This window comes from Kitasatospora sp. NPDC096147 (genome assembly GCF_044763225.1).
In the GTDB taxonomy this organism is placed as follows: Bacteria; Actinomycetota; Actinomycetes; order Streptomycetales; family Streptomycetaceae; genus Kitasatospora.
The window spans coordinates 393,629-419,269 of sequence record NZ_JBIWFX010000003.1 but is presented as its reverse complement, the minus strand read 5'-3'; the positions used below and the strand labels follow the sequence as shown (position 1 = coordinate 419,269).

Annotated in this window: 26 protein-coding genes; 16 read left to right on the top strand and 10 right to left on the bottom strand. The window is 74.2% G+C overall.

Annotation, left to right across the window (positions count from 1 at the left end; all coding sequences use genetic code 11):
- Positions 1 to 55 precede the first annotated feature (55 nt).
- The gene (locus ACIRBX_RS12555) at positions 56 to 550 is read right to left on the bottom strand and encodes a hypothetical protein (RefSeq protein WP_402295953.1); all 495 of its coding nucleotides are present in this window, start codon (positions 548 to 550) and stop codon (positions 56 to 58) included.
- A gap of 183 nt (positions 551 to 733) precedes the next feature.
- Here ACIRBX_RS12555 and ACIRBX_RS12550 point away from each other — a divergent pair, with 183 nt between their 5' ends.
- The 4 genes from ACIRBX_RS12550 (at position 734) to ACIRBX_RS12535 (ending at position 6,960) form a co-directional block, all read left to right on the top strand.
- Positions 734 to 1,081 (top strand): CU044_2847 family protein, encoded by a 348-nt coding sequence (locus ACIRBX_RS12550; protein WP_402295952.1) that lies wholly within the window; start codon positions 734 to 736, stop codon positions 1,079 to 1,081.
- A 41-nt stretch (positions 1,082 to 1,122) separates the two neighbouring features.
- Complete coding sequence (locus tag ACIRBX_RS12545) at positions 1,123 to 2,970, top strand: trypsin-like peptidase domain-containing protein (protein WP_402295950.1); 1,848 nt, start codon at positions 1,123 to 1,125, stop codon at positions 2,968 to 2,970.
- 68 nt (positions 2,971 to 3,038) lie between these two features.
- Complete coding sequence (locus ACIRBX_RS12540; protein ID WP_402295949.1) at positions 3,039 to 4,046, top strand: AAA family ATPase; 1,008 nt, start codon at positions 3,039 to 3,041, stop codon at positions 4,044 to 4,046.
- 379 nt (positions 4,047 to 4,425) lie between these two features.
- Positions 4,426 to 6,960: an SAV_2336 N-terminal domain-related protein gene (locus ACIRBX_RS12535; RefSeq protein WP_402295947.1), complete on the top strand. Its 2,535-nt coding sequence runs from the start codon at positions 4,426 to 4,428 to the stop codon at positions 6,958 to 6,960.
- Here ACIRBX_RS12535 and kynU read toward each other — a convergent pair.
- Both kynU and ACIRBX_RS12525 read right to left on the bottom strand, forming a co-directional pair.
- Positions 6,953 to 8,215 (bottom strand): kynureninase, encoded by a 1,263-nt coding sequence (gene kynU / locus ACIRBX_RS12530; protein WP_402295946.1) that lies wholly within the window; start codon positions 8,213 to 8,215, stop codon positions 6,953 to 6,955. The genes ACIRBX_RS12535 and kynU overlap by 8 nt on opposite strands.
- Entirely contained in the window at positions 8,212 to 9,045 is an 834-nt protein-coding gene (locus ACIRBX_RS12525; RefSeq protein ID WP_402295944.1) for a tryptophan 2,3-dioxygenase, read from the bottom strand. Before ACIRBX_RS12525 ends, kynU begins: the two co-directional genes overlap by 4 nt.
- Before the next feature lie 157 nt (positions 9,046 to 9,202).
- On the opposite strand from ACIRBX_RS12525, the gene ACIRBX_RS12520 reads away from it, so the two are divergent.
- Positions 9,203 to 9,637 (top strand): Lrp/AsnC family transcriptional regulator, encoded by a 435-nt coding sequence (locus ACIRBX_RS12520; protein WP_402295943.1) that lies wholly within the window; start codon positions 9,203 to 9,205, stop codon positions 9,635 to 9,637.
- 7 nt (positions 9,638 to 9,644) lie between these two features.
- On the opposite strand, the gene ACIRBX_RS12515 is transcribed toward ACIRBX_RS12520, so the two are convergent.
- The gene (locus ACIRBX_RS12515; protein ID WP_402295941.1) at positions 9,645 to 10,262 is read right to left on the bottom strand and encodes a MarC family protein; all 618 of its coding nucleotides are present in this window, start codon (positions 10,260 to 10,262) and stop codon (positions 9,645 to 9,647) included.
- Between the two features lie 71 nt (positions 10,263 to 10,333).
- On the opposite strand from ACIRBX_RS12515, the gene ACIRBX_RS12510 reads away from it, so the two are divergent.
- From ACIRBX_RS12510 to ACIRBX_RS12500, 3 genes are all read left to right on the top strand, one after another.
- The gene (locus ACIRBX_RS12510) at positions 10,334 to 10,669 is read left to right on the top strand and encodes a metalloregulator ArsR/SmtB family transcription factor (RefSeq protein ID WP_402295939.1); all 336 of its coding nucleotides are present in this window, start codon (positions 10,334 to 10,336) and stop codon (positions 10,667 to 10,669) included.
- Positions 10,666 to 11,403, top strand: a complete 738-nt coding sequence (locus ACIRBX_RS12505) for a DUF2071 domain-containing protein (RefSeq protein ID WP_402295937.1) — start codon at positions 10,666 to 10,668, stop codon at positions 11,401 to 11,403. The genes ACIRBX_RS12510 and ACIRBX_RS12505 overlap by 4 nt, the downstream gene beginning before the upstream one ends.
- 79 nt (positions 11,404 to 11,482) lie before the next feature.
- Entirely contained in the window at positions 11,483 to 12,052 is a 570-nt protein-coding gene (locus tag ACIRBX_RS12500) for a DUF6939 family protein (protein ID WP_402295936.1), read from the top strand.
- Here the strand turns inward: ACIRBX_RS12500 and ACIRBX_RS12495 are convergent.
- Positions 12,039 to 12,356: a barstar family protein gene (locus tag ACIRBX_RS12495; RefSeq protein WP_402295935.1), complete on the bottom strand. Its 318-nt coding sequence runs from the start codon at positions 12,354 to 12,356 to the stop codon at positions 12,039 to 12,041. The genes ACIRBX_RS12500 and ACIRBX_RS12495 overlap by 14 nt on opposite strands.
- 108 nt (positions 12,357 to 12,464) lie before the next feature.
- On the opposite strand from ACIRBX_RS12495, the gene ACIRBX_RS12490 reads away from it, so the two are divergent.
- A complete protein-coding gene (locus ACIRBX_RS12490) occupies positions 12,465 to 13,019 on the top strand; it encodes a DoxX family protein (protein ID WP_402295934.1) in 555 nt (184 codons plus the stop codon).
- Between the two features lie 240 nt (positions 13,020 to 13,259).
- Here the strand turns inward: ACIRBX_RS12490 and ACIRBX_RS12485 are convergent, their stop codons facing one another.
- On the bottom strand, positions 13,260 to 14,228 hold the full coding sequence (locus ACIRBX_RS12485; RefSeq protein WP_402295932.1) for a helix-turn-helix transcriptional regulator: 969 nt from the start codon (positions 14,226 to 14,228) through the stop codon (positions 13,260 to 13,262).
- Positions 14,229 to 14,360: 132 nt separating this feature from the next.
- On the opposite strand from ACIRBX_RS12485, the gene ACIRBX_RS12480 reads away from it, so the two are divergent.
- Complete coding sequence (locus ACIRBX_RS12480; protein ID WP_402295930.1) at positions 14,361 to 14,774, top strand: RidA family protein; 414 nt, start codon at positions 14,361 to 14,363, stop codon at positions 14,772 to 14,774.
- A 24-nt stretch (positions 14,775 to 14,798) separates the two neighbouring features.
- On the opposite strand, the gene ACIRBX_RS12475 is transcribed toward ACIRBX_RS12480, so the two are convergent.
- From ACIRBX_RS12475 to ACIRBX_RS12465, 3 genes are all read right to left on the bottom strand, one after another.
- Entirely contained in the window at positions 14,799 to 15,488 is a 690-nt protein-coding gene (locus ACIRBX_RS12475; protein ID WP_402295928.1) for an alpha/beta hydrolase, read from the bottom strand.
- A gap of 168 nt (positions 15,489 to 15,656) precedes the next feature.
- Positions 15,657 to 16,535, bottom strand: a complete 879-nt coding sequence (locus ACIRBX_RS12470) for a M56 family metallopeptidase (RefSeq protein ID WP_402295926.1) — start codon at positions 16,533 to 16,535, stop codon at positions 15,657 to 15,659.
- A complete protein-coding gene (locus ACIRBX_RS12465; protein ID WP_402296465.1) occupies positions 16,532 to 16,900 on the bottom strand; it encodes a BlaI/MecI/CopY family transcriptional regulator in 369 nt (122 codons plus the stop codon). Before ACIRBX_RS12465 ends, ACIRBX_RS12470 begins: the two co-directional genes overlap by 4 nt.
- Before the next feature lie 106 nt (positions 16,901 to 17,006).
- On the opposite strand from ACIRBX_RS12465, the gene ACIRBX_RS12460 reads away from it, so the two are divergent.
- The 3 genes from ACIRBX_RS12460 to ACIRBX_RS12450 all read left to right on the top strand — a co-directional run bounded on the left by ACIRBX_RS12460 (position 17,007) and on the right by ACIRBX_RS12450 (position 20,312).
- Positions 17,007 to 17,525, top strand: a complete 519-nt coding sequence (locus tag ACIRBX_RS12460; RefSeq protein WP_402295924.1) for a hypothetical protein — start codon at positions 17,007 to 17,009, stop codon at positions 17,523 to 17,525.
- Positions 17,526 to 17,608: 83 nt separating this feature from the next.
- Complete coding sequence (locus tag ACIRBX_RS12455) at positions 17,609 to 18,181, top strand: Uma2 family endonuclease (protein ID WP_402295923.1); 573 nt, start codon at positions 17,609 to 17,611, stop codon at positions 18,179 to 18,181.
- Positions 18,182 to 18,485: 304 nt separating this feature from the next.
- The gene (locus ACIRBX_RS12450; protein WP_402295921.1) at positions 18,486 to 20,312 is read left to right on the top strand and encodes a glycosyl hydrolase family 18 protein; all 1,827 of its coding nucleotides are present in this window, start codon (positions 18,486 to 18,488) and stop codon (positions 20,310 to 20,312) included.
- An 80-nt stretch (positions 20,313 to 20,392) separates the two neighbouring features.
- Here ACIRBX_RS12450 and ACIRBX_RS12445 read toward each other — a convergent pair whose 3' ends face one another.
- On the bottom strand, positions 20,393 to 20,953 hold the full coding sequence (locus ACIRBX_RS12445; RefSeq protein ID WP_402295919.1) for a MarR family winged helix-turn-helix transcriptional regulator: 561 nt from the start codon (positions 20,951 to 20,953) through the stop codon (positions 20,393 to 20,395).
- A 121-nt stretch (positions 20,954 to 21,074) separates the two neighbouring features.
- Between ACIRBX_RS12445 and ACIRBX_RS12440 the strand changes: the two genes are divergently transcribed.
- From ACIRBX_RS12440 to ACIRBX_RS12430, 3 genes are all read left to right on the top strand, one after another.
- The gene (locus ACIRBX_RS12440; protein ID WP_402295918.1) at positions 21,075 to 22,361 is read left to right on the top strand and encodes an MFS transporter; all 1,287 of its coding nucleotides are present in this window, start codon (positions 21,075 to 21,077) and stop codon (positions 22,359 to 22,361) included.
- Between the two features lie 180 nt (positions 22,362 to 22,541).
- Entirely contained in the window at positions 22,542 to 23,918 is a 1,377-nt protein-coding gene (locus ACIRBX_RS12435; RefSeq protein ID WP_402295916.1) for an FAD-binding oxidoreductase, read from the top strand.
- Positions 23,919 to 24,031: 113 nt separating this feature from the next.
- Positions 24,032 to 25,576: a dolichyl-phosphate-mannose--protein mannosyltransferase gene (locus ACIRBX_RS12430; protein WP_402295914.1), complete on the top strand. Its 1,545-nt coding sequence runs from the start codon at positions 24,032 to 24,034 to the stop codon at positions 25,574 to 25,576.
- The last annotated feature ends 65 nt before the right edge of the window (positions 25,577 to 25,641 follow it).

Genomic DNA, 25,641 nt, shown 5'->3' with positions numbered 1-25,641 from the left:
GGTGCCCCGGACCCACATGGGTCCGGGGCACCGTCATTCCGTCAGGGGGCAGGCGTCAGCGCGGTTCCGCGAAGAACCGCTCCACCACGCCGGCCCGGTCGGAGAAGCCCTCCAACTGCTCGCCGACCACCCGGCCGGCCAGGTCGATCGCCAGCACGCCCACGTGGACGCGCAGCTCCAGCGCGGCCAGGTCCGCGTCCATGGCGATGGACGCGTGGGCGGCCGCGACCAGCCGTTCTCGCTCGCGCTGTCCCTCGGCCCTGGCTGCTGCAACGGCGGCGGCGCCCTCCTCGGACGCCTGCTGCCGCAGCCGGGCGGCTTCGTGGTGGGCCTCGGTGATCACCTGCCGGTACTCCGCGTACACCTGCTCCGCCTCGGCCCGCAGGGCGTCGGCGTGCTCCAGCTTCCCTTCCGTGGCCTCGTAGCGCTCGGCCAGCACCCGCTCGGCACGGGGCAGCAGCACCCGTCCGAGCGTGACGAGGATCAGGAAGAACGCGACGAGTCCGACCAGGAGTTGAGCCTTGCTCGGCTCCAAAGGTCCGATGTCCATGATGATGACCCTACGGTCTGATGACACGTCATGTACGGAGAATGACGGAAGTCGTTCGCCTACCGGTCCGATCCCGACCGGGCGGAATCCGGTGCATGACAGCCCGTGCTGTGCGACGATCGCGGGGCGTTCGGCTCGCCGGAAGTCCGGGGGAGGCCGGACCTGTGCCCGGGAGGGGAAGTCTTGGCGCAGTACGCGGAGTTCGTGACGGCCGAGGGCGCGGTGGTGCGGGTCGAGCAGGCGGCCGGTGCGGTGGCCGGCGCCGATCCGTACGGCATGCAGCCGGTCGGCCGGGGTGCGGCGCAGGCCGTGGAGCGGGCCGGGGAGACCTTCGAGCAGGCGCTCACGGGAGTGCGGTCGGCCGCCGAGTCGGCCCTCGCGGTCTTCCGGGGCGGCAGCCTGGCGCCCGACGAGGTGGAGCTGGAGTTCGGCGTGAAGCTCACCGCCGAGGCCGGGGCGCTGATCGCCAGGACCGCCGCCGAGGCCCATCTGACCGTCAGGCTGAGCTGGGCGCCGGGCCGTTCGGCCTGAGCGGCCCGGCGAGCCCAGGACCCCGGACCCGAATCCTCGCGATGGCGTACCCGTACTGGCTGGCCCGGATCGACACCGGCGGCCCGGCGCCCACGGTCGGCGCCGGGGTGCTGGTCACCGACCGCCTGGTGCTGACCTGTGCCCACGTGGTGCACGGGCACGCCGCCGTCACCGTCCGGCTGGCCCACCGGCCGGACCATCCGGCGCTGGCCGCCACCGTGCTGCTCCGGGGGCCCTGGCCGAGCGGGCGGCACGGACGGGACGGGACGGGGGACGTCGCGCTGCTGGAGCTGCCCGGGCCGGTGCCCGACCGGGTGGCCCGGCCGGCCCCGTTCGCCCCGCTGCACCACTGGGACCGCCCGCCCTACCCGGGGCTGACCGCGCACGGCTTCCCGTTCGGGCACGACGCCGGGCGCAGCAGCGAGATCCGGCCGACCCGGGCCGGGCTGCTGATCGGCGGCGAGCTGGTGCAGCTGGAGCACGACGGCCAGGGCATGCCGCTCTCGCCCGGCTTCAGCGGCGGTCCGGTGGTCGACTCCGGCACCGGAGAGCTGGTCGGCATCGTGACGGCGGCTCAGGACACCGTCGGCCGGCCGCTGCCGCCGGGGCCGGACGGCCGCACCCCGCCCGCACTGCGGATCGGCCAGATGCTCCCGGCCGGTGCGCTGGCCCGCTACGTGCCCGAGCTGGCCGACCTGATCCCCGGCGCCGCCCTCCCCGCCGACCAGGTACGGGAGTTGCGCGAGCTGGTGCTGGCCACCGGCGCCGCCGCCGGGCCCGAGCCGGCCGATCCGCTGGAGCTGTACCGCACCGCCACCGCCGCCCAGGGCCTGCTGGACCCGCCGACCAGGCCGGGCACCCTCTGGGAGACCTGCTGGTACCTGCTCTCCGAGGTGACCGGGCCGCTGACCGGCCGTCACCCGGTGCGCGAGTTCGCCGCGCTGCTGGCCGAGGGCACCGTGGAGCGCACCCCGGCCGACCGGGACCGCCGGAGCCGGCTGCTCCGGGTGGCCGACGGCGGCATCCGGCTCGGCCACCCGGGCCGGACGGCGGCCGCGGCCCGGCGCTGGCGGCCGATCCTGGTGGAGATCGGCCACAGCGGGGCCGGGCGCGGCCGGTACACGGTGGCGGTCCGGACGGTGCGCGACGGCGAGCCGGGGCCGGCCGTGCCGCGCACCCTGGGCGGGGGCGAGCTACAGGCCGAGGTGCTCCGGGAGATCGACCGGCAGCTCGGCGGGCTGGAGTCCGACGGCACCGAGCTGGTGGTCTTCGTGCTGCCCCGCAAGCTGCTCACCGTGCCGGTGCACGCCTGGGCCGGCAAGCACTCCTTCGGTCCGCTCGGGGCCGACCACCCGGTGGTGGTGGTCGACCGCCAGCGCCGCGACTCGGCCGCCGACCGCCGAGCCCTGGAGCTGAACTGGGCCCTGCGCCGGGACGAACGCCGCACCCTGGTCCACCCGTTGGACTGTGCCGAGCCCGGCGAGGCCCGTGCCCTCTACCACCTGCTCCGCCCGGTCGAGCGGCCCCAGCTCCCGGTGCTGCCCGGCTCGCCGAAGGCCCGCCGCTACGCCCCGCTGCTGGACGCCGCGCTGGGCTCGGGGGTGCACGCCGTGATCTGGCCGGAGTGGACCTGTGGCGAGCGGCACCAGCCGGGTCGCACGTGCCGGGGGAGGGCCTTCACTGCCAGACTGGCAGTCGAGCTGGCCGGCACCCCGCCGTCCGAACTACCGGAGCGGATAAAGCAGTTGCGACACCAGGCGGAGGAGGGCGGCGATCCGGAAGGGCACTGGGCGGCCGGACTGGTGCTGCTCTGGGAGGACCCGTCACTGCTGCCCAGCCCGCACCGGCCGTACCCGCTCCCGCCGACCGATCCGCCGGCCCCGGACTGAAGCCGTCCCCGACCCGACCGACCGTCACCTCCCGCCCGTACGGCGGGGCCAGCCGCGAGGAGAGTGCCATGCCGTTGCAGCGGATCTACCGGGGTGCCGAGCAGCCTCACGACGGTCTCGCCGCCCTGCCCGCCCCACCGCCCTGGCGGGCCTTCGACGGCGGCCCGCCGCTGGACACCCCCGCCCCGGAGGCCGACCCCTCGGCCGCCACCGCCGGCCACCGCGCCGCCACCTTCCGGCCGACCCCGGAGACGGTGGAGCTGGTCAACGCCGCGCTCCACCTGCGCCGCCCGCTGCTGGTCACCGGCCCGCCCGGCAGCGGCAAGTCCAGCCTCCCGTACGCAGTGGCACGGGAGTTGGGCCTCGGGCCGGTGCTGCGCTGGAACATCACCAGCCGGGCCACCCTGCGCGACGGCCTCTACCAGTACGACCCGCTCTCCCGGCTCTACGCCGCCAACCAGGCCGGGCCGGAGGCCACCGGCGCGGGCCTGGACGAGCACCTGCGGCTCGGGCCGCTGGGCACCGCGCTGCTGCCGTACCGGCGGCCCCGGGTGCTGCTGATCGACGAGATCGACAAGGGCGACCTCGACCTGCCCAACGACCTGCTGCACGTGCTGGAGGACGGTCAGTACGAGATCGACGAGCTGGTCCGGGCCGCGCCGCAGCAGCCGGTCGCCCAGGTGCTCACCGCCGACGGGTACGGGCGCGCTCCGGTGACCGGCGGGCGGGTGCGGTGCCGGGCCTTCCCGTTCACGGTGCTCACCAGCAACGCGGAGCGGGAGTTCCCGGCCGCCTTCCTGCGCCGGTGCGTGGTGCTGGAGCTGCGGCGGCCGGAGGGCAGCGAACTCGCCGAGATCGTCCGCTCCCACCTGCCGGAGGCGGACCACGCGCTGACCGCCGAGATCCTCCAGGTCTTCCTGGAACGGCGCGGGGAGGGGGAGTTGGCGACCGATCAGCTGCTGAACGCGATCTACCTCACCACCCGCCCCGAGCTCGCCGACCGGGCCGACCGGGCCGCGCTGGCCGCCCGGGTGATGCCCTACCTGAGCAGAGGCCGGGACGACGATGACCTCTGAGCCCCCGGGACCGGACCCCGTGCGGGGGGCCGACGACGGAGAGCCGGGAGCCGATCGGCGGGACGGCCGCGCGGCCCGGCCGGCCGGCGCGCGTGAGGCGGGTGCGGGCGGTGAGCCGGCGGAGGCTGCCGGTGCGGGGCCGGACCGGACCCCTGCGATGGCTCCGGACGGGCCCGGGACGGACGGGGCGGGCAGGGCGGATGGTGCGGACGGGCCGGACGGTGCGTCAGATCGGGCCGGGGAGGACGGCCCGTCCGGGCCCGGCACCCTCCCCCCGGCCGACCGCCCGCCGTCCGAGGGTCCTGCCGCCGGGGAGCGGTTGTCCGCCGGACACCGGGCGGACCGGGCGTCCGAGGCGGGCGGGGCACGGGAGGCGGTGGTGGCACGGGACGCGGGCGAAGCGGGGCCCGAGCGGGTCGGGCCCGGGGGCGGGCAGGTGGACCGCCTGGCGGAGGTGCTGGCCGGGCTGGGGCGGGCGGGGGCCGATCCGGTGGAACTGGCCGAGCTGCTCTGGCTGGCGGCCCGCTCGGCACCGGTCAGCGGCCGGACCGTCCTGCCCGGCAAGGAGGCCGAGCCGTCCGTCGAGGCGCTGCCCGAGCGGGCCGACGCGGTCCGGCCGGAGCCGGGCCCCGGCGCGGCGCTGCTGGCGCTGCACCTGCCGGCCGCCGAGCCGTCCGGCGGGCTGCCCGGCGGCGGCACCGTCGCGGCGCCGAGCGCCCCGATGCTGGCCCGGCCGCTGGACGTGCAGCGGGCGCTGCGGCCGTTGAAGCGTCAGGTCCCGGACCCGCGCCGGACGGTGCTGGACGAGAGCGCCACCGCCGACCGGCTGGCCGAGGCCCTGCGCGGACCGGGTCCGGTGCAGTGGCTCCCGGTGCTGCGGCCCGGCAGCGAGCGCTGGCTGTCCCTGCGGCTGGTGCTGGACACCGGCCCGACCATGGCGCTCTGGCGCCCGCTGGCCAGGGAGCTGCGCACGCTGCTGCGGCAGACCGGCGCCTTCCGCCAGGTGACCCGGGCCTGGCTGGCCCCGGACGGCACCCTGACGGGGCATCAGCCCGGTCCGCGCACCGCCACGCTGGTGCTCAGCGACGCGATGGGCCCGCAGTGGCGGCCGGGCCGGGCGGGCGAGCGCTGGCACCGCACCCTGACGGTGCTGGCCCGGCTCGGGCCGGTGGCCCTGCTCCAGCCGCTGCCGGAGCGGCTCTGGCCACTGACGGCCGTCCCGGCCACCGCCGGCCTGCTCACCGCCCCCGAGGCGGGCGCCACCAACGCGGCCTACGGCTTCGCCCCGCTGGAGCCCCCGGAGCCGTCCGACTGCGGTGCGGGCGGGCCGCGCCGACCGGCCGGTCCGGTGCTCCCGGTGCTGGAGGCGGATCCGGCCTGGCTGGCCAACTGGGCGCAGCTGGTCGGGAGTCCGGGCGGCGTCGAGGTGGTCGGCGCGGCCGTCCGGCTGGGCGGCGCACCGACCGCGCCGCACCGGGCCGGGCCGGAGCCGGGGGAGCTGACGCCGGCCGAGGCGGTGCGCCGCTTCCGGGCCACCGCCTCCCGCGAGGCGTACACCCTGGCCGGGCTGGCCGCGCTGACCACCCCGGCCCTGCCGGTCCTGCGGCTGCTGCAACGGGCCGCGATCCCCCGCCCCCGGCCGCAGCAGCTGGCCGAGCTGGTGGTGAGCGGCCTGCTGGTGGAGCGCCCCGGCCACCCCGAGCGCTTCGATTTCCGGCCCGGGGTGCGGGAGTTGCTGGTGCACACGCTGCCGCGTTCGGTCACCCACCAGGCGGTCGGTCTGCTGGTGCGGGTCGGCGAGGAGGTGGCGGCCCGGGCCGGACGGGTGCCGGACGAGATCGCCGCCATCGCGGCTACCGACACCGAGGGGGCCCCGCTGACCGCCGAGCGGAGGCCGTTCGCCCTGGTCAGCCCGGCGGCGCTGGGCATCGTCGGGGTGGAGGTGCCACGGCAGGCGGCCCGGATCGACCCGGCCCGGTCGTGGGCGGTGCTGTACTCCGAGGAGGTCGAGGAGGTCGGCCAGCTGGCGGCTCACCTGACCGACCGTGACCTGGTGGGCCTGCCGCGCGGGCAGGTCTGGTCGGGCGACGACCCGGCGGCGTTCCGGGCCGCGCTGCGGACGGCGGCCCGCAGCGCGGAGGACACCCTGCTGGTGCTGCTGGCCGCCCCGCCCGGCTTCGACCCGGGGGCCGAACTGGCCGCCCGGGCCCTGGTGAAGAGCCCGGCCCGGACCTTGGTGCTGGCCGAGCGGGACACCGGGGTCTCGGCCCAGGTCTGGTTCGACCGGCCGCCGGGCGCCCGCTCGCTGGCCTCGCTCTGCAACGAGGTGTTCCGGTTCGGATGGCCCGGCGGCCCGCCCGAGCTGACCCTCGGCGAACTGCTCGCCGAGGCGGCTGCCCGGGCCGACGACGGCTCCGAACTCCTGGGCAGTCAGCAGGAGCTGGTCTTCCTCCGGAACCCGGCGACCGGGCGCCGGCACTTCTACCTGGCCCGGGACGTGGAGCCCGATCCGCGGGCCGACCGGTTCTTCGAGGACCTCTGCGAGGAGGTCTGGCAGCTCTCCGACCTGGCGGGGGTGGCCGGGCAGCCGGACGCGGTGCGGCACTGCGAGGTCTTCGTCCCGCTGTACGGGCACGGCTGCTTCCGCAACCCCCGGGCCAGTCGGGAGTGGTCCGCCTTCGGGGCCCATCGGTCCGCCGTGACGGCCACCGTCCCGGTGTTCTGGGATCCGTTGGACCATCGGCAACTCCCGACCCTGGCCCGCCGGTTCGAGTACCGGGACCGCGCCCTCGGGGCTCGCTACGCCGACCAGGGCCTGCGCGCGCTGGACCGCCCCTCCTACGAGCTGGTGGTCCGCCGGATCGCCGAGAGGATCGTCACGGTGGCCGACCGCCCCCGTCCGCCGCTCAGGTGACCGCGCCGCGCCGGGAGAAGCGCTCGGCCCGCCACTCGCCGCTCTCCAGCACCTTGGTCAGCTGCCGCGCCGCGTCCCAGACCTCGACGTACGAGAGGTAGAGCGGGGTGAAGCCGAAGCGCATCAGGTCCGGTGCCCGGAAGTCACCGATCACCCCGCGCTCGATCAGCGCCTGCACCACCGGGTAGCCGTCCGGGTGCCGCAGCGCGACCTGGCTGCCGCGCCGGGCGTGCGCGCGCGGGGTGACCACCTCGACCCCGAACTCGGCCAGCGGACCGACCAGTTCGATGAACAGGTCGGTCAGCGCCAGGCTCTTGGCCCGCACCGCCGCCAGATCGGCCTTCTCCCAGACGTCCAGCGAGGCGCCCAGCGCGGCCTGTCCGAGCAGGGACGGCGAGCTGGTCAGGAAGCGGCCGATGCCCGCCACCGGCTCGTACCCGGGGGTGAAGTCGAACGGCCGCGCGTGGCCGAACCAGCCGCTCAACGGCTGCTCCGCCTCGGCCAGATGACGCTCCGCCACGTACAGGAAGGCGGGCGAGCCGGGGCCGCCGTTCAGGTACTTGTAGGTGCAGCCGACCGCGAAGTCCACGCCGCAGGCGTCGAGTTCGATCGGCAGCGCGCCGACCGCGTGGCAGACGTCCCAGACCATCAGGGCGCCGGCCGCCTGCACCCGGCGGGTGATCGCGGCCATGTCCAGCAGCTCGCCGGTGCGGTAGTCCACCTGGGAGAGCACCACCACGGCGGTGTCCGGGCCGAGCGCCCCGTCCAGCTGCTCCGCCGAGTCCAGCAGCACGGTGTGCGCGCCGCCGCCGGCCAGTGAGGTGACGCCCTCGGCGATGTAGAGGTCGGTCGGGAAGGCGGCCCGCTCGGCCAGCACGGTGGAGCGGCCGGGGCGCAGCCGGAGCGCGGCGGCCAGCACCTTGAAGAGGTTGACCGAGGTGGTGTCGCAGACCACCACCTGGCCCGGCGCGGCCCCGACCATCGGCGCCACCCTGGCCCCCAGGCGGTGCGGCTGCTCGAACCAGCCCGCCTCGTTCCAACTGCGGATCAGCCGCTCGCCCCACTCCACCTCGACCAGCTCGCGGACCCGGCCCGAGGTGCGGGCGGGCAGCACGCCGAGCGAGTTCCCGTCCAGGTAGATCACGCCCTCGGGGAGCACGAACTCGGAGCGGAAGGCGGCCAGCGGGTCGGCGGCGTCCAGCGCGGCGCACTGCGCCCGGGTGGTCAGGGGGGTGCTCGGCGAGGTGGTGCTCACAGGGTGTTCCTCACGTTCCACAGCTCCGGGAAGACGTCCTGGTCGGCGGCCAGCTTGAGCCAGGTCAGGCCGCTGGAGCCACCGGTGCCCGGCTTGGCGCCCATCGCGCGCTTGACCGAGGAGTAGTGCCGCTGCCGCCAGCGGGTGACCCGCTCGGCGGTGTCCAGCAGCGCCTCGCCGAGCCGGGCCAGATCGGCCAGCGCCGGGTCGGTGTAGACCTGCTGCCAGGCGGCGGTGACCTGCTCGCTCTCCTGGTGGCGCTCCGGGACGGGCTCCACCTCGACGGCCAGCCCGCGCCGGCCGAGCAGGGCCAGCGCCTCGTCGTAGAGGCTGGGCGCGTGCAGCGCGGCGGTCAGCTCGGCGTGCACCGAGGGCACCGTCCGGTACATCGCCAGCAGCCGGGAGCTCTTGTTGCCGATCATGAACTCCAGCCGGAGGAAGGCCGAGGACTGGAAGCCGCTGGCCTCGCCGAGCACCGGGCGGAAGGCGCCGAACTCCATCGGCGTCATGGTGGCCAGCAGGTCCCAGGAGTTCACCAGCACGTCCTGGACGTGGTGGCCGCGCTTGAGGGCCGCGTGGGCCGCCGTCAGGTCGTCCTCGCGCAGCGCGTGCTGCGCGGTGGTCCACTCGTGCCGCAGCAGGTCGAAGAGCAGCTCCATCACCTGGGTGGTGATGATGAACGACAGCTCGGCGTCCACCTTGCTGCGCGGGTGCTGGAGGCTGTGCAGCACGTCCAGCCGGGCGTACTGGGCGTAGGGGGTGCCGTGCTCGGGCTCCTCGGCGGTGCCGAAGGCGAGTTTCGGGACGCTGACCTGTTGCTCTGCCGCCATGGCTCCTCCTGCTGCTGCGTGCCCGCCGTCGGACGGCCCCCATTGTGCGGTGGCCGTACCACCGGATTGAATGGGCGACGGATCCCGGATCCGGCCTGCTGCCTTCCGATCGGAAGGTCTTGGGCCGCTCCGGCCTGCCGAACGACAAGGAGCACCCGTGGACGCCGTCGACCGCCTGCTGCTGGCCGAACTGCAGGCCGATGCCAGGCTCTCCTACAACGAGCTCTCCCGCCGGGTGAACCTCTCCTCGCCGGCCGTCGCCGAACGCGTCCGGCGACTGGAGGCCGACGGGGTGATCAGCGGCTACCACGCCCACGTCGACCCGGACCGGGCCGGGCTGAAGGTCACCGCCCTGGTGCAGATCCAGTGCTACGGGCCGCGCTGCGTGCTGCGCGATCCGACGGTGGCCGAATGGCCCGAGGTGCTCCAGCTGCACCGGGTGACCGGCGGGGCGTGCTGCGCGCTGCTGGTGGCGGTGGCCGGGATGGCCGAGTTCGAGAAGCTGATCGACCGTCTGGGTGCCTACGGGCAGCCGTCCAGCTCGATGGTGCTCTCCAGTCCGGTGCCCTGGCGCCCGGTGCAGGTGCCCTGACCGGGCGTCAGTACATCTGCCGGAGGTTCTCCAGGCCGGTGACGAACAGCTCCACCCCGACCGCCGCGAGCAGCAGCCCGAGCAGCCGGGAGAGCACCTCCAGCGAGGTCCGGTGGGCCCGCCGGAGCGGCTTGGAGAGGGCGAGGACGCAGACGCAGTTGATCGCCACCACCGCCAGGTAGGCGCCCGCGATGGTGGAGTGCCAGCCCCAGCTGTCCTCCTCCAGCGAGCTGACCAGCACCGCCGTCATGCCCAGCGGGCTGGCGATGTACGGCAGGAGCAACTCCCGGATGCCCTCCGCGAGTTGGTTCTCCAGGTGCTCCCCGTCGTCCCCGCCGCCGAGGTGCACCCCGAGCACCAGGGCGACGGCGTAGATCGAGAAGATCACCCCGCCGGCCAGCTGGATCGACCAGTCGTCCACGTGGAAGAAGCCGGTCAGGAAGTCCGCCGAGTAGGCCATCGCGGCCCCGACCACCGCCGCCATCGCGGTGGCCACCAGGGTCAGCCGCACCAGCTCCCGGTGGGTCCTGGTGCGCGCCAGCTGGGCGAAGGTGAGCAGCACCTTGGGCGGGCCCACCACGGCGAAGAGGGCGATGAACGCACTGCTCAGGTTGAACGCGATCACGACCCCAGGATGGGGCAGTGCGGACGGCCGCGCCTTGTCAGGTATTTAGCTCCAGTGCTAAATATCTAACCATGACAGAAGAGCAGGACGAGGCCGGCGTCTTCCGCGCCCTCGCCGACCCGACCCGGCGTCAGATCCTGGAGGACCTGCGCGGCGGCGAGCTGGCGGCGGGCGAGATCGCCGGCCGGTTCGCCATCAGCGGGCCGTCCATCTCGCGCCACCTCGGCATCCTCAAGGGCGCCGGGCTGGTCACCGAACGGCGGGACGGCAACCGGATCCTCTACTCGCTCGTCGAGGAGCGGCTGGCCACCTGCGTCGGCCGCTTCCTCAGCGCCGTCTGCCCCGAGCAGATCGTGCTCCGCCACACCAAGTGGCGCGGCCCCGCCACCCCTGAGGAGACGTCATGAGAGCGCCCCGCCTGGCCAGCACCATCGAGCGCCGCCTGCTGGTCAACTACCGGGTCGCCCCGGAGGTCGCCGCCGCGCTGCTGCCCGCCCCGCTCCGCCCGCAGCTGGTGAACGGCCACGCCGTCGCCGGGATCTGCCTGCTCCGGCTCGGCGAGGTCCGCCCGCTCGGCCTGCCCCGGGCGCTCGGGCTGCGCAGCGAGAACGCCGCCCACCGCTTCGCGGTCGAGTGGGACGGCCCGGACGGCGTGCAGACCGGGGTGTACATCCCGCGCCGGGACACCGGCTCCGCGCTGAACGCCTGGGCCGGCGGCCGGCTCTTCCCCGGCGCGCACGGCCGGGCCGACTTCGAGGTGCGGGAGGACGAGCGGGAGATCCGGGTCGCGCTGGCCACCCGGGACGGGGACCTCCGGGTGGACGTCACCGTCGAACCGGTCGGGGAGCTGCGCGGCAGCGCGCTCTTCGCCGACCTCGCCGAGGCGTCCCGGTTCTTCCGGCAGGGCGCCAAGGGCTGGTCGCCGGACGGCGCCGGCGGCCTCGACGGCATGGAGCTGCACACCGACCGCTGGCAGATCGGGGCCGCCGCCGTCCGCACGGCCGCCTCCAGCTACTTCGACGCCCCGGACCGCTTCCCGCCCGGCAGCGCGGAGCTGGACTGCGCCCTGCTGATGCGTCAGGTCCCGGCCGACTGGCACCCGCTGCCCGCACTGGCCGCACTGCCCGCACTGGCCGCCTGAGCCGATCCGCGCGGCGCGTTGTCAGCGGTCCGGGGCAGACTCGACGGTCCGTCACCCCGGACCACCGTCAGGAGCCGCCGTGCCGATCCACGTCGCCAGCCGCCGCCGTTCGCCCGCCTCGCTGGCCGCCGCGTACCCCGGCGCCGAGATCGTGGACGTGACCTCGCGGGCTCCTGAGCCGTGGGTGCGGCTCAGCCCGTTCTTCCCGCACGGGGGCATCCCCGTGCCGTACTCCGAGGGCGTCACCAGCCAGTCGGTGGAAGGCATCTGGCAGGCCCTCAAGGTCTTCGGGACCGCCGACGTGGACCCTTCGAAGCTCGCCGTGACGGGCATGCGCGGCCTCAAACGCACCGTCCGCCGGTACGGCCCGGTGCTGGGCCACCGGGCCGGCCTGACCGGCACCGAGCTGCTGCCGTACGAGACCGCCCGGCGGCTGGTCTACCTGCCCTCGTACCGCTGGGTGCTGGAGCACCGGGCCGCCGATCCGGTCGAACGGCTGCGCCGGGCGGGTGAGACCGGGGACGTGGTGCTGCTGGACTACACCACCAACGGCGACGTGGCCGACCCGGGCAGCCCGCTCTCGCACGCGGCGCTGCTTCGGCTCTGGATCGAGGGCCGCTGGCCGGCCGGGACCGCTACCGCAGGGTGACGGTGACCCCACCGGAGCGGAGCACGTCCAGGACGGCGTCGAAGTAGCGCTCGCCGGACTGCGGGAGGGGACGGGCCAGCGCCTTGCGGGCCTTCGCCGCGTCGTGCCAGACCAGGGCGAAGGGGGCCTGGGGTCCGTAGCCGCCGCGCAGGCAGTCGGCCAGGGCGTCGAGGTTGCGGCCGTAGTAGCCGTCGGGGGCCTCCAGGGCCCCGCCGAGGGCGGTCCAGAAGGAGGGCTCGTCGGTGATGGCGGCGCTGCTGAGGTGGAAGGTCGGGATCGCCGGGGTGGTGGGGGTGGTCGGCATGACGGTCCTTCGCTCGGATGGCGTCCCCCGGATGAGGGAGCGCCGGGCCCGGTGTGGGATGGCCTTGCTAGTCCCGCTTTGCTGTTGAGCGAGAACTGAGGCCCCATCATGGCGTGTCTGAACCGTAAGGACCTAGGACTGCTGGCGCTGCGCGCGGCGGTCGGCGGCGTGCTCATCGCGCACGGCACCCAGAAGCTGTTCGGCTGGTTCGGTGGCGGCGGTCTGGAGGGCACCGCCCAGGCGATGGAGCACATGGGCTTCGAACCGGGCCGCCAGAGCGCCATCGCCTCCGGCCTCGGCGAGGCGGGCGGCGGCGCCCTGCTGGTGGCCGGCCTGGCCACCCCGGCGGCCGGCTCCATCGTGGCCGGCACCATGGTCGGCGCCGTCTCCGTGCACGCCCCCAGCGGCTTCTTCGCGATGGGCGGCGGCTACGAGTACCCCGCCCTGCTCGGCGCCTGCGGCCTGGCCCTCGGCCTCTCCGGGGCCGGCTGCTACTCCCTCGACCACCTCACCCACCACCGCTTCGACGGCGCCGCCCTCGGCCTGCTCGCCTTCACCGCCTCCGCCGTAGGCGCCGCCGCCGTGGTGGCCCGCCGCCAGGACGTCGTCCGCCGCCGCGAGGCCCGCGCGGCGGACGACGAGGCCGGCATCGGCCTGTCCTGACGGGTGCTCGTGCCGGGGCCGCCCCGTCTTCCGCCCCGTGCGGTGTTGCAGGGGCGCGGGGAACTGCGCGTAGGGGAACGGAGTGACCCGTGTGCCGGGTGCGGACGCTCAGCTGCACGGGGTGCTCCGTATCCGGCCCGGGGGTCCGCCGTCGGGAGGCTCGCGCGGTGGACGATGAGGCGGGCGTCGTCCTGTCCTGACGGGTGCTCAGGGCGGGGCCGCAGTGCGGCTGACGGTGGGTCAGGGGGCCTCGTCGTAGCGGGCGAGGAGGGCGGCGGCGCGGGCCCGGAGGGACTGCCGGAGCCAGGGCGGGGTGAGGGCCTCCGCCGCCGACTGCCAGAGGGCCCACTCGGCGTGCCGGGCGTCCTGGAAGGTGGCGGACAGCCGTAGCCGGCCGTCCGGCTCGGTGGTCTCGCCGAGCACGGCCAGGGCGGTGCCCGCCAGCTCCGCCCGCCGCTCGGGGGCCACCCGCAGCTCCACCGTGACCTGCTCGCCACCCGCCCGGAACCGGCTGCCGCGCTCCCGCCAGGCCCGGTCCAGATCGACCTGCCCGTCGCGTTCGGCAGCCTCCGCGAGGGCCTCGGCGGCGAGCAGGCGGGACAGCCGGTACGTACGGTCCCGGCCGTCCCGGGTGGCCAGCAGGTACCCCTGCCCGCGCACCGAGACCAGGCCGACCGGGTCCACCGTCCGCCACCGGGGCTCCTGGCCGGAGGCCGCGTAGCGGAGCCGCAGCCGGTGGCCGGTCACCACCGCCCGGAGCACCTCGGCCACCACCGCGTCCGGTGCCTCCTCGGCCGGCACCCGCCGCTCCAGCAGGTCGGTCTCCGGGTCGACCAGCAGCCGCTGCGCGACCCCGGCGGCGGTGTCCCGCCCGCCGGCCGGCAGGGCGTCGACCACCTTGAGCATGGCCGAGGCGAGCGCCGTCCCGAGGCCGAACGCCTGCGCCCCGCGCCGGGCTCCGGCCACCAGCAGGGCGAGCGCCTCGTCGTGGTTCAGCCCGGTGAGCTCGGTGCGGAAGCCGGGCAGCAGCGCGAAGCCGCCGTGCCGGCCGCGCTCGGCGTAGACCGGTACGCCGGAGGCGGAGAGCGCCTCGACGTCGCGCAGCACCGTCCGGGTCGAGACCTCCAACTCCCGGGCCAGGGCGGTGGCGGAGAGCCGGCCGTGCTGTCGCAGCAGCAGGACCAGGGAGACCAGCCGATCGGCGCGCATCCGCCGAACCTACCGGTGAATCCGGCCGGGATACCCGACAGAGGGTGTCGTGATTGCTTGCGAGGCTCTTCCCAGCAGCACCCGGCACCACCCGGTGTCATCCACAGGAACACCCAGGAGAGGCGAACTCCCATGGCGCAGCACACCCTTGTCAACCCGGCCGGCCTGCACGACCCGGTCCCGTACGGCTACAGCCACACCGCCGCCGTCCCGGCCGGGGCCGGCCTGGTGCTGATCGCGGGCCAGTACGGCTCCGGCCCGGACGGCGCGGTGGTCGGTGCCGACTTCGAGGCCCAGGTCGGGCAGTCCTTCCGCAACCTCGCCACCGCCCTGGCCGCCCACGGCCTCGACCTCGCCGACGTGGCCCAGCTCCGCACCTACGTGGTGGACCACGACTTCGCCAGGCTCGGGGTCATCGCCGGTGCGGTGAAGGAGGCCTGGGGCGACCGGCCGCCGGTGCAGACCCTGCTCGGAGTGGCGAGCCTGGCCGCCCCGGACGTGCTCTTCGAGGTCGAGGCGGTCGCTGTCCGGGCGCCCGCCGAGTAGCGGCCGGCCGACGCCCGGCGGTGCTCAGACCGACCCGGCCGCCTGGTCGACCAGGGCGGCCACCGAGACCGGGTCGGAGGCCAACGAGGCGTGGCTGGTGGGCAGTTCGATGATCGTGCGGGGGTCGATCCGGGCGGCCATCCGGCGCTGGTTGTCCGGGTGGATCATCCGGTCCTCGGTCGAGACCTGGTACCAGCTCGGCTTGGAGCGCCAGGCCGGGGCGGTGATCGCGTCCCCGAAGGTGGAGGCCAGTGGGGCCTTCTGGGTCACCGCCATCACCAGGCCCTCGGCGGGGGTGAGGTCCTGGGCGAAGGAGTCGTGGAACGCATCGGCCCTGATCCAGAGGTAGCCGTCCGAGTCCGGCTCCAGGTTGGCGGCGGCGGCCGGCGGGTACTCCTGGGTCAGCCCGCCCGGGCTCTCCCCGGCGTCCGGGGCGAAGGCGGCGACGTAGACCAGGCCGACCACGTTCGGCAGGTCGCCCGCCTCGGTGATCACGGCGCCGCCGTAGCTGTGGCCCACCAGCAGCACCGGGCCGTCCACCTGACGGACCATCCGCCGGGTCCGCTCGGCGTCGTCGGCCAGCGAGGTCAGCGGGATCTCCACGGCCCGGATGCCGGTGTGGCCGAGGCGGTCCAGCTCGACGATGGTCTTCGCCCAGTGGGCGGCTCCACCCCAGAAGCCGTGGACCAGCACGATGGTGGGTCGAACGCTCATGAACTCGCCTTCCGTGGACGGACCTTGAGCGGACGCTAGCGGCCGTGCGGGCGGCCGTCGGGGAGGCGGGCGCGGGCCGTCACCCGGACGGCCGCGGGTCGGGCCCGGCGGGGCGGGCCCGGTGCGTGGAGCCCGGTGCGTGGAGTTCGGTGCGTGAAGTCGGGCGGGTCAGGCCAGGTGCGGGAGGCAGACCAGGAGCAGGGGGAGCAGCAGCAGCGCCGCCGGGGCGGTGGCCGCCAGCGCGAGCGCCGGGCGGGAGGCGGGGCGGGTGGTGGCGAGGCGTTCGATCCGGGCCAGCGCCTGGTGACCGGCGGTCAGCGCACTGGCGGGGGCGTGCGCTCCGGCCACCACGCCCATCGCGGTGGCCAGCGCGCGCGGCGAGTGCCGGCGCAGCGCGCGGTCGTCGGCGGCCATCTCCAGCAGGGTCCGCACCTCGGCCTCCACCAGCCGGCCGAGCGGGAGGCGGCCGAAGGTGCCGGCCAGTGCCCGGGCGGCACAGACCGCGAGGTGGTGACGGCCGGTCAGGTGGGCCCGCTCGTGGGCCAGCGCGGCGGCCAGCTGCTCCGGGCTGAGGGCGGTCAGCGCGCCCCGGCTGACCACGATCCGGGAGTGCCGCCCGGGCAGGCAGTAGACGGCGGGCGTCGGGTGGTCCAGCAGCAGCGCGCCGCCGGGGACCCGGCCCCGGTGGGCGGCCAGGTCCAGCACCGCGCGGTGCCGGCGGCGCTCGCGCCGGGCGGTGTGCAGCGCGCGCAGCAGCAGTGCGGCCGGGCGGGCGGCGGTCAGCGCGGCCACTGCCAGCGCCGTGCCGGAGACCGCCTCGGGGGAGACCCCGCACAGGTGCAGCAGCCCGCCGTGGTGGTGCGGCGACGGGTCGACCAGCTGACGGATCGCCATCGACACCGAGAGCACCGCCGACAGCCCGAGGGTCTGCCAGGTCAGCACCCCGAGCACCGGGCTGCGCCGGGTCCACCGGGCGCCGGCCAGCAGCGGCGGCAGCGCGGCGGTGACCAGCACGGCCCAGAGCGCGAGCAGCGCGGCGGCGGTCACGGCCGTCCCGTCCCGTCCAGTGCGTCCAGCGCCGCCCGTAGGGCGGCCACCTCGTCGGGGCTGATCCGCTCCACGAAGTGCGCCAGCGCGGCCGGGGTGTCCGGGGTGGAGCCGAGCGCCTCCTGCATCAGCGAGGCGGTGTACGCCTCCCGGCTGCGGGCCGGTTCGTAGACCCAGGTGCGGCCCTGCTTGTGACGGTGCAGCAGTCCCTTGGTGTGCAGGATCCCGGCCACCGTCATCACGGTGGTGTACGCCACCGGCCGCGTCGCGTTGAGGTCGTCCACCACCTCGCGCACGGTCGCCGGCCGGCCCCACCGCCAGAGCCGGTCCATGATCTCGGCTTCCAGGTCCCCGAGGCTGCGCACCACCATGGGGTCATCGTAGTCACCCGGACGGACCGGCCTGCTGGCCGGAGCCTGGAGGGCGGCCAAGGGTTGGGGGCAGGTTCCGTTGACTGCTCTGGAGGTCGTCGTGGGTCGTCGGGTCGTGATCGGTGCGGTGCTCGCGGGCGGGCTGCTGCTGACGGGGTGCTCGTCGGACGGCGACAAGTCGCCCGCGTCCTCGGTGCAGTCCGGTGCCTCGGCCCTGGCCTCGGCGGCGAACAGCGCCGCGAGCGCCGCGAACAGCGCGGCGGGCAACTTCGCCTCGGCGGCCTCCTCGGCCGCCGCCTCCGCCCAGGCCGCCGCGTCCTCGGCGCTGGCCAGTGTCAAGGGCGGGCTGGACGCCAAGGACGACGTCAAGCTCGGCGAGGTCACCGCCGACCCGGACGGCAAGTCCTCCGTCCCGGTCACCGTCACCAACTCCGGGTCCCAGCCGTACAAGTACACCCTCACGGTGAACTTCCAGGACTCGTCCGGAAACCTCCTCGACACCGCCCTGCTCTCCGTCCCCGAGACGGCGGCCGGCGCCACCTCCCAGGCCACCGCCAAGAGCAACCGCACCCTCTCCGGCACCGTCACCGCGAAGCTCGGCAGCGCCCTGCGGTACTGACGGTCACTCACAAGGGTGGGTTGATCCCGTTTCCGGCGGATACGCTGGACGGGTCGGCGAGGATCACCCCCATGGGAGCGACGATGACTGCCGTACCGGACTGGCTGATCCCGCCCGAGGGCGGGTTCACGGCCGAGGATCTCGACAACCTGCCCGACCTCCCGCCGCACACGGAACTGCTCGACGGGAGCCTCGTCTTCATGAGCCCGCAGAAGTACTTCCACAGCGTCGCCGTGGACTTCCTCGTCTGGGCCCTCCGGCACGCCTGTCCGGAGGGCCTCAAGGTGGCCCGGGAGATGAGCGTGATCCTCGGTCGACGCGACCGGCCGGAGCCGGACCTGGTGGTGGTCCAGGCGTCGGCGGTTTCGGGTGAGGAGACCGCCTACCAAGCGGCTGACGTGCTCCTCGCCGTCGAGGTCGTGTCGCCCGATTCGGTCGAGCGGGACCGGGAGCTGAAGCCCCGGAAGTACGCCGAAGCGGGCATTCCGTACTACTGGCGGGTGGAGAAGGAGGAAGGCCGCAATCCGGTCGTCTACGCCTTCGAGCTGGAGCCCGCCACCAGGCGGTACGTCGGGACGGGGATCCACCGGGGCCGGTTCAAGGTGGAGGTGCCGTTCGCCGTCGAGGTGGATCTGACGGAGATCGAACGGATGTGACGGGTGGTGAGGCCGGTCCCGCTGTGGCGGGACCGGCTTTTGGCTGTTCGCGGGCAGAAAGAACCTTAAGGGGAGCTCAAGGGGGAACTGCGGGTCTTGACGGGGGAGTTGGTCTAGTCCATTTTTGGTGCCCAGGTGCAGGGAGCCCCTGGCCGGTGCCGGTGGTCCAGACCGCCGGTGCCGGTCGGCGCCCTTCCGGCGCCACCTCCACTGGCGTGCCCGCCGCCCGCGAGATCCCACTCTCGCGGTGCGACACCCACGGGCGGCACGGCAGTTCCCCCACGACCCGGAGGTTCACGAGCACATGAACCGACTTATCCAGGAGCCGGCCACCCGTCGGCGCCCGAAGGGCCTGGCCGCGCTGGCGGCCGGTACGGCGGCCTCGCTGCTGCTCGGTGCCGGCCTCGCGCTGACGGCCGGCACCACCGCCCAGGCGGCGGCGGGCAACAGCACCGGCGCTCCGGCGACCAGCGGCGGCATCAAGGTCGCCTACTTCGACCAGTGGTCGGTCTACGCGAACGCGTACTACCCGAAGACCATCCAGGACACCGGCGTGGCCAAGGACCTGGACTACATGATCTACTCCTTCGCCAACATCCACCCCACCAACCTCACCTGTTTCGAGGCCACCAAGGCCGCGTCCCAGGACGAGAACAACCCCAACGCGGGTGACGGTGCGGGCGACGCGTTCGCCGACTACCAGAAGAGCTACGGCGCGGACATCGCGGTGGACGGCGTCGCCGACGCCTGGGGGCAGCCGATCGCGGGCAACTTCAACCAGCTGAAGAAGCTGAAGGCGAAGAACCCGAACCTCAAGGTCCTGATCTCCATCGGCGGTTGGACCTACTCGAAGTTCTTCTCGGACGCGGCGGCCACCGACGCCTCCCGGAAGAAGCTGGTCTCCTCCTGCATCGACATGTTCATCAAGGGCAACCTGCCCGTCGACGCCGGCTACGGCGGCGCGGGCTCGGCGGCCGGGATCTTCGACGGCATCGACATCGACTGGGAGTACCCGGGCGGCGGCGGCCACACCGGCAACCACGAGTCGGCGGCGGACAAGCAGAACTTCACGCTGCTGCTGAAGGAGTTCCGCACCCAGCTGGACGCCCAGGCGGCGGCCGACAAGAAGACCTACGCCCTGGCGGCGGCGGTCGGCGCCGGCCAGGACAAGATCAAGAACATCGAGACGGACAAGGTCGGCCAGTACCTGACCTTCCTCGACGTGATGACCTACGACATGCACGGTGGCTGGGACGCCAAGGGCCCGACCAACCACCAGGCGCCGCTGTACTCGGGGCCGAACGACCCGATGACCCCGGTCAAGCCGGGCACCGGCAAGTACTCGATCGACGCGGCCATCAAGGCGTGGACGGTGGGTGACGCCGAGTACGGCATCCCCGGCGGCTTCCCGGCCAAGAAGATCAACATGGGCATCCCGTTCTACTACCGCGGTTGGACCGGCGTGCCCAACAACGGCAAGAACGGCCTCTTCCAGACCGCGACCGGCCCGGCGGCCGGTGCGGCGATGAGCGGCAACGTGCCCGGCATCCAGATGTACAAGGAGCTCGGCGGCTTCGTCGACAACCCGGCCAAGACCTTCTGGGACGACCAGGCCAAGACCACGTACTTCTACGACGGCAACACCTTCTGGTCCGGTGAGGACGCCCGCTCGATCCAGGCCAAGGTCGACTACGCGCACTGCAACGGCCTGGGCGGTTCGTTCGCCTTCTCGCTCTACGACCTGGGCACCAAGACCGCGCTCTGGGACAAGATGGTGTCGGCCACCAACGGCTCCGCCGCCGACTGCCCGGCCGCGCCGAGCCCGTCGCCGTCCCCGAGCGGCTCCAGCAGCCCGAGCCCGTCCGCGAGCCCGAGCACCTCGGCCTCGCCGAGCCCGTCCACCTCGGCCTCGCCCTCCGCGAGCCCGTCGGTGACCCCGAGCCCGTCGGCCAGCCCGTCCGTGCCGAACGGCACCTGCGCCCCGTCCTGGAGCGCCGGTGCGGTGTACGCCACCCCGACCAAGGTCTCCTGGAAGGGCCACAACTACACCAACAAGTGGTGGACCACCAACGAGGACCCCTCGCTGAGCGGTCAGTGGGGCGTCTGGACCGACAACGGTGCCTGCTCCTGACCTGACACCACGTCAGGCCGCATGAGGAAGGCCCCGGACTCCACTGGAGTCCGGGGCCTTCCGGCATGTCCGGGGGAGGGTCAGGCCAGGTCCTCGGTGCGGCCGAGGGCGTCCGGCTGGCTCTCCTCGATCCGGCGGAGCATCCGGCCGAGCAGCTCGGAGAGCGCGGGGCGCTCCTCGGCGGTGACGTCCTGGAGCAGCTCCTCCTCGAAGACCGCCGCCATCCGCATCGACTCCAGCCACTTGTCCCGGCCGTTCGCGGTCAGCTCGATGATCACCCGGACCCGGTTGGACTCGTCCCGCTCCCGGGTGACGAGGTCCTCGGCCACCATCCGGTCGATCCGGTGGGTCATCGCGGCGGGGGTCAGGCCGAGCCGCTTGGCCAGGTCGCCGGGGCCGAGCCGGTACGGGCTGCCGGCCACCACCAGGGCCTTGAGCACCTCCCACTCGGCGGGTGTGATCCCGAGCACGGTCAGCTGGCGGCCGTAGGCCACGCTCATCCGCCGGGCGACCCGGGAGAGGGTGGACACGATGGTCTCCACCTGGGGGTCCACCAGGGGGAATTCCCGCTGGTAGGCGGCCACCTGCTCGGCGATGGCCAGCTCGCCGGAGTCCGGCGTCGCGGGTTCGGTTGCGGTCATGGGTCCATCCTCCCATGTCCCAGTGCAGCCGTTAAGGCTTTGACAAGCAAGGCTTCCGATCCTTAGAGTTTAGGTCTGAAATCTTCTGGTCTTAAAAGTATCTCTTGAAAGGGTGTGCACGGTGGCCGGCACGGTGAAGCAGCAGGGCAGGCGTCTCGGGGCGGGCGGTCCGCTGCGCCGCGTCCAGATCGGAAACGCGCTCAGCGCGTTCGGCAGCGGGTTCACGATGCCGTACATGTTCGTCTACGTGGACCAGGTGCGCGGGCTGGGCTCGCTGGCCGCCGGGATGGTGTTCACCGTCTTCGCGCTGGCCGCGCTCGCCGTGCTGCCGTTCACCGGGCGGGGCATCGACCGGTACGGGCCGCGGCCGGTGCTGCTGGCCGGTGCCGCGATGGCCGCCACCGGCGCGTTCGCCTTCGGGCACGCCACCGGCACGGCCGCGCTGATGGTCTCCTCCTTCCTGTTCGGTGCCGGTGTGACGACCTGTCAGCCCGCCCTGGCCACGATGATCGTGCGCTGCTCGACCAGGGCGACCCGCTCGCGGGCCTTCGCGCTCCAGTTCACCCTGATCAACCTGGGCATGGGCATCGGCGCCCTGGTCGGCGGCCAGATCGTGGACGTGGCCGAGCCGGCCAGCCTGACCCGCCTGTTCACCATCGAGGCGCTCACCTTCCTCGGCCTGGCCCTGGTCACCGGCACCGCCCGGATCCCGGCGGCCGAGCCGGTGCTCGTCCCGGCCGGCGGCCACAAGGGTCCGCAGGGGCTCAAGGCGCTGGTCCGGGACAAGGCGATGCTGCGGCTCTGCGTGCTGGCCGGTCTGATCTTCTTCACCTGCTACGGCCAGTTCGAGTCCGGCGTGGCGGCCTTCGCCACCGACACCGTCGGCACCGCCCCGTCCACCCTGGGCCTGGCGATCGGCGCCAACGCGCTGACCATCGTGGTGCTGCAGATGTTCGTCGTGAAGATCACCGAGCGCCGCCGCCGCACCACCGCGATGGCCGCCGCCGGCGTGGTCTGGCTGGGCGCCTGGCTGATGGCCCTGGTGGCCGGCCTGGTCCGGGGCGAGGCGGTGGCCGCCACCGTCGCGATCATCGCGGTCTACGCGCTGTTCGGCGTCGGCGAGTCGCTGCTGGCCCCGACCCTGGGCCCGATCGTGGCCGACCTGGCCCCGGCCCGGCTGCTCGGCACCTACAACTCCGGCTACGCGCTGGTGAAGCAGATCGCCATCGCGGTCGGCCCGGCGGTCGGCGTGCTGCTGGTCGGCTCCGGCACCTGGCCCCTCTACCTGGCCGCCATGACGCTCTGCACCCTGCTGATCGTGGTGCTGGCACTGCGGCTGCGGGTGGAGCTGACGCCGGCTCAGGACAACGCCCGGATCACCGCCGAGAAGCTCCAGACCGCGGCCTGATCCGCCCCGCCGCACCCGGCCCGGCCGTCACCCTGCGCGATGTGCGCGGGGTGACGGCCGGGTCTACGTTGGAGTGGCGTGGAGCGCGTCGGAGCGGCCGTGCGGGGTGTCCCGCCGTCCGGCGCCCGGGGGAGGGCGGCGCGGTCGAGCAGTGGGCGCCCCTCGGAAGGGGCGAGTGCCATGACCACCGAGCTGCACCCCAAGCTGCTGACCGACCTGCGGGCGGGCTTCGCCGGTGAAGTGATCACCCCGGGCGGGCCCGGGTACGACGAGAACCGCACGGTCTTCAACGCCATGATCGACCGTCACCCCCGGGTGATCGCCCAGTGCGAGAGCCCGGCCGACGTGGCCGCCGCGATCGCCTTCGGCCGGGAGAACGAGCTGGAGATCGCCGTCCGGGCCGGCGGGCACGCCGTCACCGGAGTCTCCGTCAACGACGACCTGGTGATCGACCTGCGCCGGATGAACGCGGTGGTGGTCGACCCGGAGGCGGGCACCGCCCGGGTCGGCGGCGGAGCCGTGATGGCCGACCTGGACCGGGCCTGCCAGCCGTACGGCCTGGCCACCACCGGCGGCCGGGACTCCTCCACCGGTGTGGCCGGGCTGACCCTCGGCGGCGGCTCCGGCTGGCTGGAGCGCCGGTACGGACTGGCCTGCGACAACCTGCTGGCCGCCACCCTGGTGACCGCCGAGGGCGAGCTGGTGACCGCGGACGAGGACCGCCACCCCGAGCTGTTCTGGGCGCTGCACGGCGGCGGCGGGAACTTCGGCGTCGTCACCCAACTCACCTTCCGCCTGCACGAGTTGCCCCACTTCACGCTGGCCATGCTGCTCTGGCCGCCGGAGGCCGGGCCGGCCGTGCTGGGCCGCTACCTGGACTTCATGGGCACCGCCCCCGACGAGGTCGGCGGCGGCTTCGTCTACCTCACCGGCCCGCCCGAGCCCTTCGTCCCGGCCGGACTGGTCGGCGGGCTGACGGCCGCCGTGCTGCTCACCTACGCGGGCGGCGAGGCGGCGGCCCGCGAGGTGTTCGCGCCGATGCTGGGGCACGGCCACACCGGCGAGATGATCGCCGAGCTCCCGTACGCGGACGTCCAGTGCATGCTGGACGACCCGCCCGGGGAGCGGAACTACTGGTCCGCCGAGTACCTGCACGACTTCCCCGGCGAGGCGGCCGAGCTGTTCTGCGCCCGGGCGGCGGAGATGGTCTGCCCGTCCGCCTCGATCCACGTGGTCTTCCCGATGGGCGGCGCGGTGGCCCGGGGGCCGGCCGACTTCCCGGTGCCCTGGCGGGTCGCCCCCTGGGCGGTCCACCCGTTCGGGGTCTGGGAGGACCCGGCCGACGACGCCCGGGGCATCGCCTGGGCACGCGGCGTGCGGGAGGACATGGTGCCCTGGTCGATCGGTGCGGTCTACCTCAACTTCATCGGCGACGAGGGCCCGGACCGGGTCGCCGCCGGGCTCGGCACCGGCAACGCCCGGCGGCTGGCGGCGGTGAAGTCGGCCTACGACCCGGAGAACGTCTTCCACCTGAACCACAACATCGTCCCGGCCTGAGCCGCCCCGTTCCGCCCGGTCTGACCGCCCGTCACGGCTAGGATTCCCGGCAAAGCCGACAAAACTGTCGGGTGGTCAGGGCGGATCGGTCAGGGCGAGGAGTCGGCGAGGGCATGGCACTGACGGTGGAGGGTGCGGACGTCGTCGGCGTCGTCGAGCGGGCCCGGCGGTCCCCGTGGGCCCCGTACGCGGGGTGGCTCGGGCCGGTGGCGGTGGCGCTGTTCGCCGGACTGCTGCGGTTCTGGCACCTCGGGACCCCGAACGCCTTCGTCTTCGACGAGACGTACTACCCCAAGGACGCCTGGTCGCTGCTGCGCCAGGGCTACGAGGGCGTCTGGCCGGACGACGCCAACGCGCTGATCCTCGGCACCCCGCAGCAGATCCCGCTGACCTCCGCCCCCGAGTTCATCGCCCACCCGCCGCTCGGCAAGTGGGTGATCGGGCTCGGCGAGTGGGCCTACGGCCTGCACCCGTTCGGCTGGCGGTTCGCGGTGGCCGCGCTCGGCACCGTCACGGTGCTGATGCTGGCCCGGATCGGGAGCCGGCTGTTCGGCTCCACCCTGCTCGGCTGCACCGCCGCGCTGCTGATGGCGGTGGACGGCCTGCAGTTCGTGATGAGCCGGGTCGGGCTGCTGGACGGCGTGCAGATGTTCTTCGTGCTGGCCGCCTTCGGCAGCCTGCTGGTCGACCGGGACCGCACCCGCGGGCGGCTGCCCGCCTACCGCACCGAGGGAGCGGTGGACGCCGACCGGGCCCGGCTCGGCCTGCGGCCCTGGCGGCTGGCGGCCGGGGTGCTGCTCGGCTGCGCCTGCGCGGTGAAGTGGAACGGTCTGCCGATCCTGGCCGCCTTCGGCCTGCTGACCGTGCTCTGGGACCAGGCCGCCCGCCGCCGGGCCGGCGCCCGCCACCCCTGGGCCGCGATGCTGCGCCGGGACGCGCTGCCGGCCTTCCTCTCCACGGTCGGCGCCGCCGCCCTGGTCTACCTGCTCTCCTGGACCGGATGGTTCGTCAGCAGCGGTGGCTACGACCGGCAGTGGGCCGAGGGGCAGCCGTCCTCCTGGGTGCCCGGAGTGCTGCGCAGCTGGTGGCACTACCAGCAGCAGATGTACGACTTCAACACCGGCCTCTCCACCCCGCACACCTACCAGTCCAACGCCTGGAGCTGGCTGGTCCAGGGCCGCCCGGTCTCGATGTACTGGCAGCAGGTGCCGAACGGTCAGCAGGGCTGCACCGACCCCGGTGGCTGCGCCTCGCAGATCCTCGCGCTCGGTACCCCGCTGCTCTGGTGGGCGGGCTGCTTCGCGCTGCTGTACGCGCTCTGGCGCTGGGCCTTCCGGCGGGACTGGCGCTCCGGCGCGGTGCTCTGCGCGGTGGCCGCGATCCACCTGCCGTGGTTCGGCTACCAGGAGCGCACCACCTTCTCCTTCTACATGGTGGTGCTGGTGCCCTTCCTCTGTCTGGCGGTGGCCCAGATGCTGGGCGGACTGATCGGGCCCGAGGGGGCCCCGGCGGCGCGGCGCCGGTGGGGGGCGGTCGGTGCGGGCGCGATCGTGCTGGCGGTGGTCGGCTGCTTCGCCTTCTTCCTCCCGCTCTACACGGCGGAGGTGATCCCGATGTCGGACTGGCAGGACCGGATGTGGTTCACCACCTGGATCTGACGGCGCCGACGGGCTGGTGCATCTGACGGGTTGGTGAATCTGACGGAGTGGTGAATCCGACGGGG